Below are 14290 nucleotides of genomic sequence, written 5' to 3'. Positions count from 1 at the left end.
TGGGTACCTGGGGCAATGAGTTGTCCACAGGCGTTGCATCAGGGACCCTCTGACCTCGATGATGTTGGTACTTGAGTGCCACTGTTCGACCCTGTTCGCATCTGTGAGGTTTCATGCTGGAGAGCTCCGCCACCGGCCGCACCTGGCTCCTGACCGGGCCCACCAGTAGCTACGCCGTCCACCTCACCGAGGGCGACGAGCTGCTCCATCTGCACTGGGGCCCGGCGATCGCGCTGGCCGACGCCGAGGCTCTCGCCGTCCGCCCGCTGCCCGACTACTGGCCCTTCGAATCCCCCCTGGACGGCCGCGAGGAGTACCCGGTCGAGGGCGGCCCCCGCTTCGTCCGGCCCGCCCTGTCCGTCCGCACCGACGAGCGCCGCGGCACCGAATGGCGCTTCGAGGCGTACGAGGCCGATGCCGACGAGCTGCGGCTGCGGTTCCGGGACGCCGGACTCGTCGTCACGCTGCACTACCGGATGCGCGGCGACGTGGTGGAGCGCTGGACCACCTTGGAGAACCGAGGGGACGACCCCCTGGAGCTGCTCCGCGCCGACTCCGCCACCTGGACCCTGCCCGACCGCGAGGACTGGCGGCTCTCCCAGCTGCACGGCCGCTGGGCCGCCGAGTCCCGGCTCGTGCGCGCCCCCCTCACCTATGGCGAGAAGGTCATCGGCAGCCGCCGCGGCCACACCGGCCACCAGCACCTGCCCTGGGTCGCCCTCGACACCGACGCCACCGAGGAACGCGGCGAGGTCTACGGCTGCGCCCTCGGCTGGTCGGGTTCCTGGCGGATCGCGGTGGCCCAGCTTCCCGACGCGCGCGTGCAGATCACCGGCGGTGCCGGCTACGACGACTCGGGGCTGCTGCGGCTGGCGGCGGGGGAGTCGTTCAGCACGCCCGTCTTCGCCGGACTGTGGAGCGACGCCGGCTTCGGCGGCGCCAGCCGCGCGTGGCACGCCTACCAGCGGGCGCACGTGATCCCGGGCGCCGACCAGGACCGGCCGGTGCTCTTCAACTCCTGGGAGGCCACCGAGTTCGACATCTCCGAGGAGCAGCAGCAGAACCTCGCGCGGCGGGCCGCGGCCATCGGCGTCGAACTGTTCGTGGTCGACGACGGCTGGTTCGGCACCCGCACCAGCGACCGCGCCGGACTCGGCGACTGGACGGTCAACCGCGACCGCTTCCCGGGCGGTCTGAAGCCCCTCGCCGACCAGGTGCACGCCCTCGGGATGCAGTTCGGCATCTGGGTCGAGCCCGAGATGGTCAACCCGGACAGCGACCTGTACCGGGCGCACCCGGACTGGGTGCAGTACCAACCGGGGCGAAAGCGGACGGAACTCCGCAATCAGCTGGTGCTGAACCTCGCGCGCGAGGACGTCCAGGAGTACTTGTGGGGGCAGCTCGACGCCCTCCTGTCGAGCGCCCCGATCGACTACGTGAAGTGGGACTTCAACCGCTGCTTCACGGACGCCGGCTGGCCCGGCGATCCCTACCCGCAGCGCCTCTGGGTCGATCATGTGCACGCCTTCTATGCCCTGTTGGACCGGCTGCGGGCCGCTCACCCCGACGTCGCCTTCGAGTCCTGCTCGGGCGGCGGTGGCCGGATCGACCTCGGCGTCCTGGGCCGCACCGACCAGGTGTGGACCTCCGACAACACCGACCCCCTCGACCGGCTCGCCATCCAGCACGGCTTCAGCCAGATCCACCCCGCGCGCGTGATGGCCGCCTGGGTCACCGACAGCCCGAACGCCATGCTCAACGGCCGGGTCAGCTCCCTGCGCTTCCGCTTCGTCAGCGCCATGGCGGGCGTGCTCGGCGTCGGCGGCGACCTCACCCGGTGGACCGAGGAGGAACTCGCCGAGGCCCGCGAGTGGGTGGAGCTCTACAAGGGCATCCGGCCCCTCGTGCAGCGCGGCGACCAGTACCGGCTGCGGGCGCCGCAGGGAGACGGTCTGAGCGCCGTGCAGTACGTCCTCGGGGACGAGACCGTCGTCCTGGCCTGGCTCCAGGCGCAGCGCCACGGCGAACCCGTACCGGCCCTGCGCCTGCGGGGCCTCGACCCGACGGCGTCGTATGAATGCCGTGAAACGGGCGAAATTCACAGAGGTGCCGTACTGCTGCATCACGGGCTGCGGGTGGGATTGCGGGGCGATATGGATGCGACGGTAATCCGACTGCGCCGCATCTGAGCCGTCTGTCCGAATTGATGGGTTCCGTAGCCTTCATTCCAACTCGCTCTGGAATAAGGGGAGCTGTGAATGCGGCACGTGAGGAGCGTCATACCGGTGACCCTGTGTCGCCCGTCATGCTCACGTAATCCGCGCTCAAAAGCTGGGTGTTTGCGTTCCGCGAAGGTCTCCTGATGTACGGAGGGTGACCGTGAATTCCACAGCGGATCAAGAGGAACGCAATCACCCCGGAACCTCTTACTTGTCGCTTTGCGTCTTCCTCGCTTACGTTCGCCACCAATCCGGACGGACGCCCAATCCTGCCGCCGCCCGGAGCCCGCACCACTCACCCGTGAACGGCAGGAGCGGGGGACCCACAGGTACAACCGCCTGGACCGGTCTTCCGGAAAAGGCTTGGGGTTAAGTCGCACCTCGGTGCGTCCGGGCATCTCCAGCTCGCACCCGACAGCTCACCTCGCAGGCGCCGGAGAGGAATTCGCCATGCCCGCGAAGGGTAAGCACCGCCGCCCGAAGTCCCAGCGGCTCACCCGCTCGATCGCCGTCGCCGGAACCGGTGGCGCCGCACTCGCCCTGCCTCTGATGGGTGCCGCCGGCGCCCATGCGGCCACTTCGCAGTCGGTCCCGAAGGCCGTGTCGGAATCGGTCGCGCAGTCGGTTTCGCAGTCGGTTCCGGAAAAGGCCGCGCAGCAGAAGGGCGCCGCGAACACCGCGACCGTGCGCACCTATGCGGTGAAGGCCGGCGATTATCTCTCGAAGATCGCCGAGGAGCAGAACGTCACCGGCGGCTGGAAGAAGCTCTACTCGGACAACCGCGAGGCCGTCGGTTCCGACCCCTCGCTCATCCACCCCGGGCTGAAGCTCACGCTGGGCAAGAAGGCGGCGGCGAGCACCGAGAAGTCCGCGAGCGCGTCGGGCAGTAACCAGAAGTCCTCGTCGTCCGATTCGCCCGCCTCCTCGCAGTCGTCCTCGGCGGACACGGCGGCCACGCAGAGCAATGAGACGACCGGCTCCAGCGGCTTCATGCTCCCCGTCTCCGGCGCCACCGTCGGCACGGCGTACCGCACGGCGGGCAGCATGTGGTCCAGCGGTTACCACACGGGCGTCGACTTCGTCGTCCCGACCGGCACCTCGCTGAAGGCCGTGGGCGCGGGCACCGTGGTCTCCGCCGGCTGGGGCGGCGCGTACGGCAACCAGGTCGTCATCAAGCTCGCCGACGGCTACTACGCGCAGTACGCCCACCTGTCCTCGCTCTCGGTCTCGTCCGGCCAGACCGTCACCGAGGGCCAGCAGGTCGGCCTCTCCGGCGCCACCGGCAACGTCACTGGTCCGCACCTCCACTTCGAGATCCGCACCACGCCGGACTACGGCTCGGACGTCGACCCGGTCGCCTACCTCCGCTCGAAGGGCGTCGCCGTCGGCTGACGCTCCGCCCTCCCCGATGCCACCGAAGGCCGGACCCCGATCCCCGGGTCCGGCCTTCGGTGCGAAGTCGTGCCGCTGCGCGGGCGTTTCATTGCGGTCTCGTGGCGCGGCCGTCCTTACGGTCGACAAGGAGGGGGCGGTGGGGCCACAGTGATCTCCGCAGCGACGCAAGCGCTTTCTGCCCGTACTCGCAACCGGAGGTCCCCGTGCCACTCGCAACCGGAGGTCCCCGTGCCACTCGCACCCGGAGGTCCCCGTGCCCGGCGCCGACCCGCGCACCGCGGCGAGTCCGCCGCAGCAGCGGCCTCCGGCGGCGCACCGCTCACCGGGATCGAGTCATGAGGCGTGCGAGTTCTGGCTGCACCGGCGGCAGTGTCCACGCCCTGTTTGATGTCTACGGCGACTCCGTCAAACGGGGCGTCAGGTCCCGTGCCGCCTGTCGCGCCCACCTGGACACGCTGGGGACCGCCGCACCGCACTCCCGCGTCCTCGCGTTGCGGCCCCTCAACGGGGCGCACGGCGACGACATCGCCGTCGTCGCCGACGAACTCGCCGATCGGCGCACCGGGTTCGTCGACACCCGCCGCCTGCTCGACCCCTCGCGGAGTGAGTTCAACGGAGCCGTCCATCCCGGTGCCCAAGGCCACCGCAAGGCGGCCGGCCGGCTCGGCGCCCTCCTCACGGCGGAGCAGCAGCGCACCGCCCGCACCACCTCGACCGACCTCCCGGAAGGAGCCGTCGTCCCGTGACCACCACGCGCAGAGCCTTCGGAACCCTCGCCGCAGGCGCCGCCCTCGCGGCCCTCGCCCCCGCGACCGGCGCGAGCGCGACCCCGGGCCACCGCCGACTCATCGCCCACGACAACTTCCGCCACGGCCTCGGCCAGTGGGCCGTCGAACTGGAGAAGGGCGGCACCGTCACCGCCGCCCGCGGTGTCCTGGAGTCCGACGTGCCCGCCGGTGCGACGATCTGGTTCAGGAAGCGGCTCGAAGGTCCCTACGCCATCGAGTACACGGCGGTGCCCGTGTCCGAGGGCGGTGTCAACGACCGGGTCTCCGACCTCAACAACTTCTGGAACGCCACCGACGTCCGGTCCCCCGACGACCTCTTCGCCACGAGGCGGGGCGGCGCCCTGGCCGAGTACGACTGCCTCACGACGTACTACTCCGGCTACGGCGCCAACTACAACACCACCACGCGGCTGCGCCGGTACGTCGGCGAGGCCGGGGTGCGCCCGCTGGTCTACGACTACACGCAGCCGCTGCTCGCCGCCAACGAACCCCACCGGGTCCGCATCGTCTCCCGCGGTTCCGCCCAGCGGTGGTGGGTCAACGGGACGCTCGTCTTCGACCACACCGACCCGGAGCCGTACACCCGTGGCCATTTCGCCTTCCGCACGACTTGGAGCCACTTCCGCTTCAGCGACTTCCGGGTATGGCGGTTGAGCCCACAACATCCCTGATCGGAGAGGTATTCCGGGTTTGGCCAACACTTTAGGAGTGGCTTATCTCACCGCACGTCAACCCCTCCTTACGGTCGCGTAGGTCACATTCGAAAGGGAATCATGGGCCTATGTGGCAGACGATTCGAAGAGTGACAGCAGAGCAGTGATCGGGTCGTACGTTGCGGTGGGGGACAGCTTCACCGAGGGCGTGGGCGACCCCGGCCCGGACGGGGCGTTCGTCGGCTGGGCCGACCGGTTCGCGGTGCTTCTCGCGGACGGGCGGCCCGAGGGCGACTTCCGGTACACCAACCTCGCCGTACGCGGGAAGCTCCTCGACCAGATCGTCGAGGACCAGCTCCCGAAGGCCGTGGAACTCGCCCCCGACCTGGTCTCCTTCTGCGCGGGCGGCAACGACATCATCCGGCCCGGCACCGACCCCGACGAGGTCGCCGAGCGCTTCGAGCGGGCGATCGAACGACTCACCTCCGTCGCCGGCACCGTCATGGTGACGACCGGTTTCGACACCCGTGGCGTGCCCGTGCTCAAGCATCTGCGCGGCAAGATCGCCACGTACAACGGGCATGTCCGGGCCATCGCCGACCGGTACGGCTGTCCCGTGCTCGACCTGTGGTCCCTGAAGACCGTGCAGGACCGCCGGGCCTGGGACGGCGACCGGCTCCACCTCTCTCCCGAGGGGCACACGCGCGTGGCGCTCCGCGCGGGTCAGGTGCTCGGCCTGGAGGTCCCGGCCGACCCCGACCAGCCGTGGCCCCCGCTGCCGCCCCGCGGCACGCTCGACGTACGGCGGGACGACGTCCACTGGGCGCGGGAGTACCTGGTGCCGTGGATCGGACGACGGTTGCGCGGCGAGTCCTCGGGCGACCACGTGACGGCCAAGGGCACGCTGTCGCCGGACGACATCAGGATGCGGATCTCCGCGGTGGCCTGACGCCGCCGGTGCCGGCTCGGTCGCCCGACGTACTCGGCGTCGGGCGCAGGCACGCTCCACCAGTGAGGTGACCGCGCGGGAGTGGTGTGCGGTCCGGTCCGTGACGTGATGTTGGGATGACCGCACTGTCACCCCACCCCGGAAGGACCGGACGCGCATGCCCGTTCCCCGTACGCCGGTCACGGCGATCGCCGTGACCCTCCTCGCCCTGGGGCTGCCCGCCCTCGTCGCGCCGACGACGGCCGCCGCCGTCACCGCAGGCGGTCACACCCCCGCGGCCCGCACCGCCGCGGCCCCCGCCACCGTCACCGTCACCGGCGAGGGCAGCGCCGTCGGCGACCCCGACATCGCGCTGGTCGGCGCCGGTGTGGAGGCCGTCGCCAAGACGACGCAGGCCGCGCTGAAGGCGCAGAACACGGCGTCCGCCGCGCTGCTGAGGGCGGTGCGCGCCCAGGGGATCGCCGACGAGGACATCCGTACCGAGAACGTCTCCCTCGGCCCCGTCTACGACTACACGGACGGCGAGTCCACGCTGAAGGGCTACCAGGCCGCCCAGACCTTCTCGATCAAGGTGCGCAAGCCGGCCGCCACCGGCGCGCTCCTCCAGGCGATCACCGACGCGACCGGCAACGCGGGCCGCATCGACTCCGTCGTCTTCGACCTCGACGACCGGCGCCCGCTCCAGGCCCGCGCCCGCGCGGCCGCGCACGACGACGCCCACGCCAAGGCGGCGCAGTACGCCCGCCTCAGCGGCCTGCACCTCGGCCGCCTCGTCTCCCTGAGCGAGGGCGGCGCGGGTTACGTCACCCCGTCCCCCTCGGTCTCCGCGGACGCCCCGGCCGGCTTCGGCGGTGTGCCGCTGGCACAGGGGGAGATCAAGGCGACGGCGACGGTCACGGCGGTGTACGAGCTGGTCTGAGTGAGGCCGGTCCCGCCTCGACGGGCCGACCCCTCAGCGCTCCCGGGCGCTCAACGCGTCGGCCCCCAGCCCGAGTTCCCGGGCCAGCGCCTCGTCCGCCCACTCCTGGGCACGCGCGCGTGACACGGCGCCCGGATACGACGTCAACTGGACGGCGAGTCCGTCGAGCAGGGCGGTGAGGCGCAGGGCCGCGGCCCGCGGGTCCGGGCACCCGAACTCGCCCGCGGCGACCCCCTCCTCGATGACCTCGGCGATCGCCGCCTTCCACCGCATGTCGAGGTCGCGGGTGACCTCCTGGAGGACCGGCTCGCGCAGGGCCGCCGCCCAGCCCTCGATCCACAGCCGCCAGCCCTTGGCCTGACCCGTGGGTGCGTACCAGCGCACGGCCGACCGCAGCCGGCGCAGCGCCGTGGTCCGGCGGCCGAGCAGCTTGCGCAACTGGGCGAGGTCGTCCTCGGCGGCGTACGCGAACGCGGCGGCGACCAGCTTCTCCTTGGTCGAGAAGTGGTACAGCACCAGCGCGTTGCTCACCCCGAGCGACGAGGCCACGTCGGAGATCCGAACGGCCGCCACGCCGCGCGCCTCGATCTGCCCGATGGCGGCCCGCAGCAACTCCTCGCGCCGCTCGGCCACGCTCAACCGCACTCTCGCCACGCGGTCACCTTAATCCGTGACGCCGGGCAGGCAGACGCGGCCTCCGGCCCTACCGGTACCACCCGAACCGCTCGGCGATCACCGGCAGCCGGTCCGCGACGATCGCGTGCGCGGCGGCCCGCGGCGACGTCCCGTCGGCCTCCGCGCGGGCCAGCATCCGGTCGACGAGGGTGCGCATCGAGCGGCGTACGTGGGCGAAGGCCTCGTCCGCGTCCGCGCCGATGTCGCCGAAGAGGGTCCACCACCACCAGGCGTTCGTACCGGAGTTCACGACCACGTCCGGCAGCACCGTGACGGACCGCGTGGCCAGCAGCGCCTCCGCCGCGGGCAGGACGGGCATGTTGGCGGCCTCGACGATCCAGCGGGCGGTGACGCGCTCCTGGTTCGTGGCGTCGATGGCGTACGACACCGCGGCCGGCACCAGCACCTCCGCGTCGGCGGCCAGCCAGGCGTCGCCCGGCAGTTCGCGGTCGCCGGGCCGCAGGACGGCGCGGTCGACGGTGCCGTGGGCGTCCCGGGCGGCGAGCAGCGCCTCGATGTCCAGCCCCTCGGGGTTGGCGATCGTGCCCTTGATGTCGGCGACGGCGACGATCGTGAGCCCCGCGCGCGCGAGGAACCTCGCCGTGGCCCCGCCCATCGTGCCGAGCCCCTGCACGGCGACCCGGGTCCCGGCGTACGGCATCCCGGCCCGGTCCAGGGCGGCGAGCGCCGACTCGGCGACCCCGCAGCCGCCGACCAGTTCGTCGAGCCCGATGCCGTCCACCTCGACGGCGAACGCGTCGGCCAGCCGCTCACGGGCCGCTGCCTCGTCGTCCAGCAGCGGATAGACGGCCTGGATCGACGACACGAGCCCCGCCTCGGCCGCCGCCCGGTCCACCAGGTCCTGAGTCAGGCCCAGATCCTCACCGGTGGTCCAGAAGCGCTCGACGTACGGTCGCATCGCGCGCAGGAAGCGCACGAGCAGCTCGTACGCCGCCGGGTCCCGGGGATCGCAGTCGATGCCGCCCTTGGCGCCGCCCAACGGGACGTAACGGGCCTCCGGGTCGTAGTGCAGCGCCTCCTTCATGGTCATGCCGCGGGCGAGCCCGGTGACCTCGTCCAGGGTGCAGCCCGCCCGCATGCGCAGCCCCCCGCTGGAGACCCCGCGCACCAGCCGGTCGACGACCAGGAAGCCCTGGCGACCGGTGACGTGGTCGGTCCAGGTGAGCGACAGCAGGGGGGTGGTCATGAGGGCTCCTGGTCGGATTACTGAATGGTGAGTCAGTATCTTGACAGCGGGCGGCGGCTGTCAACGCGCGTGAAAAGCCATTGGCGGACCTCCGGACGGCCCCGATAGGTTTCCTTTGGGAACGTACTGATCGCCGGAGGGGGCGGGCATGGCCACGGTCGTCGAGCTCACGTACTACCCCGTCAAGGGCTGCGCCGGGGTCCCGGCGAGCGAGGCGGCGGTGACGCCCGCCGGACTCGCGCACGACCGGTCCTTCATGGTCGTGAACGAGGAGGGGGTGTTCCGGACCCAACGGCGCGATCCACGGCTCGCGCTGATCCGCCCCGGCATCGACGCCGCCGGCGAGCGGCTCACGCTGCGGGCGCCGGACCACGGCGAGGTGGCCGTCGACGTCGACACCACCGGGGTACGGCGACCGGTCGACCTGTTCGGCACGCCGTACCGGGGCATCGACCAGGGCGACACCGCGGCGGAGTGGCTCACCGCGGTGCTCGGCACCCCGAGCAGGCTGGTGCGGGTGCCGCCGGAGCACGACCGGGTGACCGACGGCAGGACACCGGGAACCGCGGGCTGGGCGGACAGCGGGGCACTGCACGTCCTGTCCCGGTCCAGCCTCGACCTGCTGAACCAGAAGATCGCCGAACACGGCGCGCAGCCGCTGGCGATGAACCGGTTCCGCCCCAACATCGTGATCGACGGCTGGGAGGTCCCGCACACCGAGGACCGCGCCCGTCACCTGCTGATCGGCGACACCGGCCTGGCGTACGCGAAGCCCGCCATGCGCTGTGCCGTCACCCTGGTGGACCAGGAACGCGGGGCGAAGGCCGGCCACGAACCCATCCGTACGCTGGCCCGATACCGCCGTGCCGCCGTCGGCACGGTGTTCGGCGCGAAGTTCTCCGTGCTGCGGCCGGGGAAGGTGGCGGTGGGGGACGTGGTGGACGTCACGGAGTGGGGCGAGTCCGAGGCGCAGTTCATGCGGCCGTGACCAGGCTGATCCCGGACTGTCGGAGGGGGCGACCATAATGGACAGCCTCACCGACTCCACCTGGAGGTACCGTGTCCGCTTTCCGTTCCCTGAGCTCAGGGCTTCGCGGCCTCCAGCCCGAGGCCTTCGGCGTGGACCCGAGCGGTGAGCGCCTCGCACGCATCCGCAGATCACCCCATTTCAAGGACGGGGTCTTCCAGAATCCCGGCGGTGCGGCCCGGATCCGGCCCTCCGGATCGACGCTGGAGTTCGCGAAGGTCTTCTTCGACAAGGAGGAGCGCCCTCGCCGCAGCCCCAAGGGCACGATTCCGGTGCACCCCACCACCCTCGCCGACATCGCCCGGCCGCCCGCCACCGGGCTGCGGCTGACCTGGATGGGCCACTCCAGCGTGCTCGCCGAGATCGACGGGCACCGGGTGCTGTTCGATCCGGTCTGGGGCGAGCGCTGCTCCCCGTTCCCGTTCGCGGGACCGAAGCGGCTGCATCCGGTGCCGCTGCCCCTGGCCGCCCTCGGCCCGGTCGACGTGGTCGTCATCTCCCACGACCACTACGACCACCTGGACATGCCGACCATCAAGGCGCTGGCCGACACGGACACCCTGTTCGCCGTCCCTCTCGGCGTCGGCGCCCACCTCGAACACTGGGGCGTCTCCGCCGACCGGCTGCGCGAGCTGGACTGGCACGAGTCGACCAAGGTCGGCGGCCTCACCCTCACCGCCACCCCGGCCCGCCACTTCTGCGGCCGCGGTCTGCGCAACACCCAGCACACGCTCTGGGCGTCCTGGGCCGTCGCGGGTGACGCACACCGGATCTACCACAGCGGCGACACCGGCTACTTCGACGGCTTCAAGGAGATCGGTGCCGAACACGGCCCGTTCGACGCCACGATGATCCAGATCGGCGCGTACAGCGACTTCTGGCCGGACATCCACATGACGCCGGCGGAGGGCATGCGCGCCCACCTCGACCTCCAGGGCGGCCCGTCGGCCGGTCCGATGCTGCCGATCCACTGGGCCACGTTCAACCTGGCCACCCACGCGTGGGCGGAGCCGGGGGAGGGGACGGTCGCGGCGGCCCACGCGGAGGGCGCGCGCATCGCCCTGCCGCGGCCGGGCGAGCCGTTCGAGCCGGCGGGCGAGGGGGTGCCGGTCGCGCCGTGGTGGCGCCAGGTCGCCGAGGCGCCCACCGGCGGTTGGCCCGCGGCCGAGCCGGTCAGCGAGGCCGCGATCGAGACGGCCGCCGAGGCGGCGGCGGAGCGCAAGGGGGAGGGGAGCGGGGAACCGGAGGCGGTACCCGTGGCCTGACAGGCCGGGTCACGTTCCGGTCGGCGGGGACGGAGGGTCCCGCGGGCCGCAGGGGGGTGCGGGCGGGGCGGGCGGGGCGGGCCGGCGAAGGGGGAGGCCGAGTCGACGGGGCCGGGACGGGGCGGTGGAGCCGGTGTCCTTGGGGCGCAACGAGGACGCCCTGCGGCTGTGGACCGGTCAGGTGCTCTCGATGCATCCCTGTCTGCTGTTCCGTCCCCGCCGGGGCCTTTCCGGGCTGCCTCGACCGCAGACGGGTGATGTGGCGGTGCGCGGCGGCCCGTATTCCGTCGTCCTCAATGCGGCTGAGAAGTCCGTCCTGCCTTCGCTGCGGATCTCGCCCCCCGCGTCCCCGTAGCCCCACCCGAGGCACTACGGAGAGTGAAGCCTGTGGGGGTGCTCGTCCGGGCGTCGAGGCGTGACCGAGCGGCGCTTCCATGGCCTGAGGCGGCGGTCGGACGGGTGTGCGGCACAGGTTCGGGCGTTCCGTTTGTGACCGCCTCTGACCAGCGTTGATCGATCCCTGCAGTGAACTGCCCGGCCCGTCGGCGGGTTTATCGGGCTGTCGTACGAACCCTCATACCAGAGCGGGACGCTCCCCGTACGAGTTTGTCAACTGCCCACCGCACATGATGCGTTGCCGACTACTGTGAGTGTCCGTCGGGCGACGCAGGGCCGAAATCCCGGCGCTCTCGACCGACACCGTGCCGTGAGGACCAGACCGGAGGAGGGAGTCGACGCGATGGGGATCCCCCCAGCTCGACCGCGACCGGGAGCCGGGGGAAGCCGGTGACCGACGATCGCGTCGGAGTGCGTGCCGACCGTGGCGGGCGCACCCGGGAACCGGCGGGAGCGCGCACCGGGCCCCGGGAGCCCGGCCGTGGCCCCGCGAGTCAGCCCGGCCGTGGCCGGCCGGGCCCGTCCGGCGACCAGGCCCGCCGGGCCAGTACACGGACCAGCACGACGAGGACACCGATGTCTCAGCTCCGCGCACCGGCGGCGCGCTCCGACCGCCGTGAGGGAGGCCGGCACGGCAGGCCCGCCGCCCGGCCCGCGATCGCGCTGCCCGAGACTCACATACGGCCCCAACTGCTGCGGCTCGCCGTGCTGCCGCCCATCGCGGTCGCCCTCGCCGCCTCCGCTGCCGTCCTCTTCACCGTCCGCTCCACCGGCGCCCGACCGAGCCTCACCCTCTGGGGCGTCCTCGCCGGCGCGGTCTCGGTGGCGCTCGCCGGCATTCTCATCGCGGCCGTCGCCGCCGACCGCGCCGCCAAGTCGGTCACCGACCGCATCGGCGCGCTGCGCCGCAGCACCGCACGGGGCGAGGCCGATCTGCGGGCCCTCGTCGAGGCGTTGCGTCGCGGCGACGGGCCGCCTCAGCGCACACCGTGCGGCGGGCCCGCGGACGGCGCCGACGACTTCGAACTGCTCGCCGCCGACCTGGCCCGTGCCCACGACGGCGCCGTCACCGCCGTCGTCCAGGCCGCCCAACTCTCCAGCCAGGCGGGCAGCGAGCAGAAGCTGGAGGTCTTCCTCAACCTCGCCCGGCGCCTGCAGTCCCTGGTGCACCGGGAGATCTCCATCCTCGACGAGCTGGAGAACGAGATCGAGGACCCCGATCTGCTCAAGGGCCTCTTCCACGTCGACCACCTCGCCACCCGCATCCGGCGCCACGCCGAGAACCTCGCCGTGCTCGGCGGTGCCGTCTCGCGGCGGCAGTGGAGCCACCCCGTCTCCATGACCGAGGTGCTGCGCTCGGCCATCGCCGAGGTCGAGCAGTACTCCCGCGTCAAACTCGTGCCCCCCATCGACGGCACCCTGCGCGGCCACGCGGTCGCCGACGTCATCCACCTGCTCGCCGAACTCGTCGAGAACGCCACGGTGTTCTCCGCCCCGCACACCCAGGTCCTGCTGCGCGCCAACCTCGTCACCTCCGGACTTGCCGTCGAGGTCGAGGACCGCGGCCTCGGCATGCCCGTCACCGAACAGAGCAGGATGAACGCCCTGCTCACCGACCCCGACCAGGTCAACGTGGGAAGCCTGCTGGCGGACGGCCGCATCGGACTGTTCGTGGTCTCGCAGCTCGCCCGGCGGCACGGCATCAACGTCCGGTTGCAGACCAACATCTACGGCGGTGTCCAGGCCGTACTCGTCGTACCGCAGGAGCTGTTGGGCGTGGAGCCGGGGGTACCCGGAGCCGTACCGGCGGTCTCGGACGGGACGGGGTTCGCCGGACCCGGCGGCGGGGGCGCGGAGATGGGCTCGACGCAGTCCGCGGCGCCGCGGCCGGTTCCGGGTGCGCAGGGTGCGCGGCCGTCCGCGCCGGACACCGCCGTGCCGCCGCTGCAGTATCCGCAGGGCGGAGCCGGGGCGGGCGGCCTGGCGGACACCGGGCCGCAGCGGGTCGTGCCCGACGCCGGCCCCACCGTACGGTCCCCGCTGCCGATGGACGTCCCGCACAGTGCGGGACCGGCGGCGAACGGGGAGGGGCCCGCAGTGCCGCTGCCCGTGCGGGGCAGTCACCAGGAGCGGCCCAATCCGGCGGAGGCCGTGCCTGGCATCCGGCCCGACGACCGGCGGCTCGTCGCCCAGAGCACCGCCACGCCGCCGACCCCGCGCACGGGCCCCGTCCGCGGCACCATGGGCAAGCCCCAACTGCCCCGCCGACGTGCCCAGGAGCACATCGTCCCCCAGCTCCGCGACGGCCCGGCGGCACCACGGCCGGACAGCGAGCATGTCGCCGGACACGACCCGGGCCTGATGGCGGCCTTCCAGCGAGGCATCGGCCTCGCCGAGGCACAGCAGCACCTGGAGGCCGAGACCAGCGGCGTCCCGGACCCCGGCGCGTATTCCACAGGGGCGGTGCACCTGGGGGTGCCGCAGCGGGACACCTCCCTCACCGGGCCGGGATACACCGACCTCACCCACCCCGACCTCACCCACCCCGACGTCCCCCACCCCGGCGTCACGGCCACGGCCCCGCACGCCGCCATGGACGTATCGGCCCTGGACGCGGCCCGGACGGCTGAGGCGCGGCCCGCGCCGGCCTCCGCCCCCGTGGTCCACGACCGCATGTCCGCGGCCCACCCCGACCACACCCCCACCCGGCACGACGGGAGCGCATCAGCCGGATGACCACCTTTGCCACCGCCCACGCCCCCACCCCCACACCCAGCGCTCCCGCAGACCTTCGTAC

11 protein-coding genes and 1 riboswitch are annotated in these 14290 nt (G+C 72.4%); of the genes, 9 read left to right on the top strand and 2 right to left on the bottom strand.

Features of this window, described 5'->3' with window-relative positions:
* Positions 1-113: 113 nt before the first annotated feature.
* The 6 genes from DI272_RS07725 to DI272_RS07700 all read left to right on the top strand — a co-directional run bounded on the left by DI272_RS07725 (position 114) and on the right by DI272_RS07700 (position 6923).
* Entirely contained in the window at positions 114-2189 is a 2076-nt protein-coding gene (locus tag DI272_RS07725; protein ID WP_109494618.1) for an alpha-galactosidase, read from the top strand.
* A gap of 309 nt (positions 2190-2498) precedes the next feature.
* Positions 2499-2665, top strand: a riboswitch (cyclic di-AMP (ydaO/yuaA leader).
* 4 nt (positions 2666-2669) lie between these two features.
* Entirely contained in the window at positions 2670-3611 is a 942-nt protein-coding gene (locus tag DI272_RS07720; RefSeq protein ID WP_109494617.1) for a LysM peptidoglycan-binding domain-containing M23 family metallopeptidase, read from the top strand.
* Positions 3612-3949: 338 nt separating this feature from the next.
* Positions 3950-4360, top strand: a complete 411-nt coding sequence (locus DI272_RS07715; protein ID WP_109494616.1) for a hypothetical protein — start codon at positions 3950-3952, stop codon at positions 4358-4360.
* A complete protein-coding gene (locus DI272_RS07710; RefSeq protein WP_109494615.1) occupies positions 4357-5073 on the top strand; it encodes a DUF6250 domain-containing protein in 717 nt (238 codons plus the stop codon). Before DI272_RS07715 ends, DI272_RS07710 begins: the two co-directional genes overlap by 4 nt.
* Before the next feature lie 145 nt (positions 5074-5218).
* Complete coding sequence (locus DI272_RS07705; RefSeq protein ID WP_109494614.1) at positions 5219-6004, top strand: SGNH/GDSL hydrolase family protein; 786 nt, start codon at positions 5219-5221, stop codon at positions 6002-6004.
* 157 nt (positions 6005-6161) lie between these two features.
* Positions 6162-6923: an SIMPL domain-containing protein gene (locus DI272_RS07700; protein WP_109494613.1), complete on the top strand. Its 762-nt coding sequence runs from the start codon at positions 6162-6164 to the stop codon at positions 6921-6923.
* A gap of 33 nt (positions 6924-6956) precedes the next feature.
* Here DI272_RS07700 and DI272_RS07695 read toward each other — a convergent pair whose 3' ends face one another.
* Complete coding sequence (locus DI272_RS07695) at positions 6957-7577, bottom strand: TetR/AcrR family transcriptional regulator (RefSeq protein ID WP_181387115.1); 621 nt, start codon at positions 7575-7577, stop codon at positions 6957-6959.
* A gap of 49 nt (positions 7578-7626) precedes the next feature.
* A complete protein-coding gene (locus tag DI272_RS07690) occupies positions 7627-8805 on the bottom strand; it encodes a glutamate dehydrogenase (protein WP_109494611.1) in 1179 nt (392 codons plus the stop codon).
* 148 nt (positions 8806-8953) lie between these two features.
* Here DI272_RS07690 and DI272_RS07685 point away from each other — a divergent pair, with 148 nt between their 5' ends.
* From DI272_RS07685 to DI272_RS07675, 3 genes are all read left to right on the top strand, one after another.
* Positions 8954-9793, top strand: coding sequence for an MOSC domain-containing protein (locus DI272_RS07685; RefSeq protein ID WP_109494610.1), 840 nt, complete (start codon positions 8954-8956; stop codon positions 9791-9793).
* A 71-nt stretch (positions 9794-9864) separates the two neighbouring features.
* Complete coding sequence (locus DI272_RS07680; RefSeq protein WP_109494609.1) at positions 9865-11097, top strand: MBL fold metallo-hydrolase; 1233 nt, start codon at positions 9865-9867, stop codon at positions 11095-11097.
* Between the two features lie 972 nt (positions 11098-12069).
* Complete coding sequence (locus DI272_RS07675) at positions 12070-14229, top strand: sensor histidine kinase KdpD (RefSeq protein ID WP_109494608.1); 2160 nt, start codon at positions 12070-12072, stop codon at positions 14227-14229.
* The last annotated feature ends 61 nt before the right edge of the window (positions 14230-14290 follow it).

The sequence above is a fragment of the Streptomyces sp. Act143 genome (assembly GCF_003143935.1).
Taxonomy (GTDB): domain Bacteria; phylum Actinomycetota; class Actinomycetes; order Streptomycetales; family Streptomycetaceae; genus Streptomyces.
This window is presented reverse-complemented; position numbering and strand designations above follow the sequence as displayed.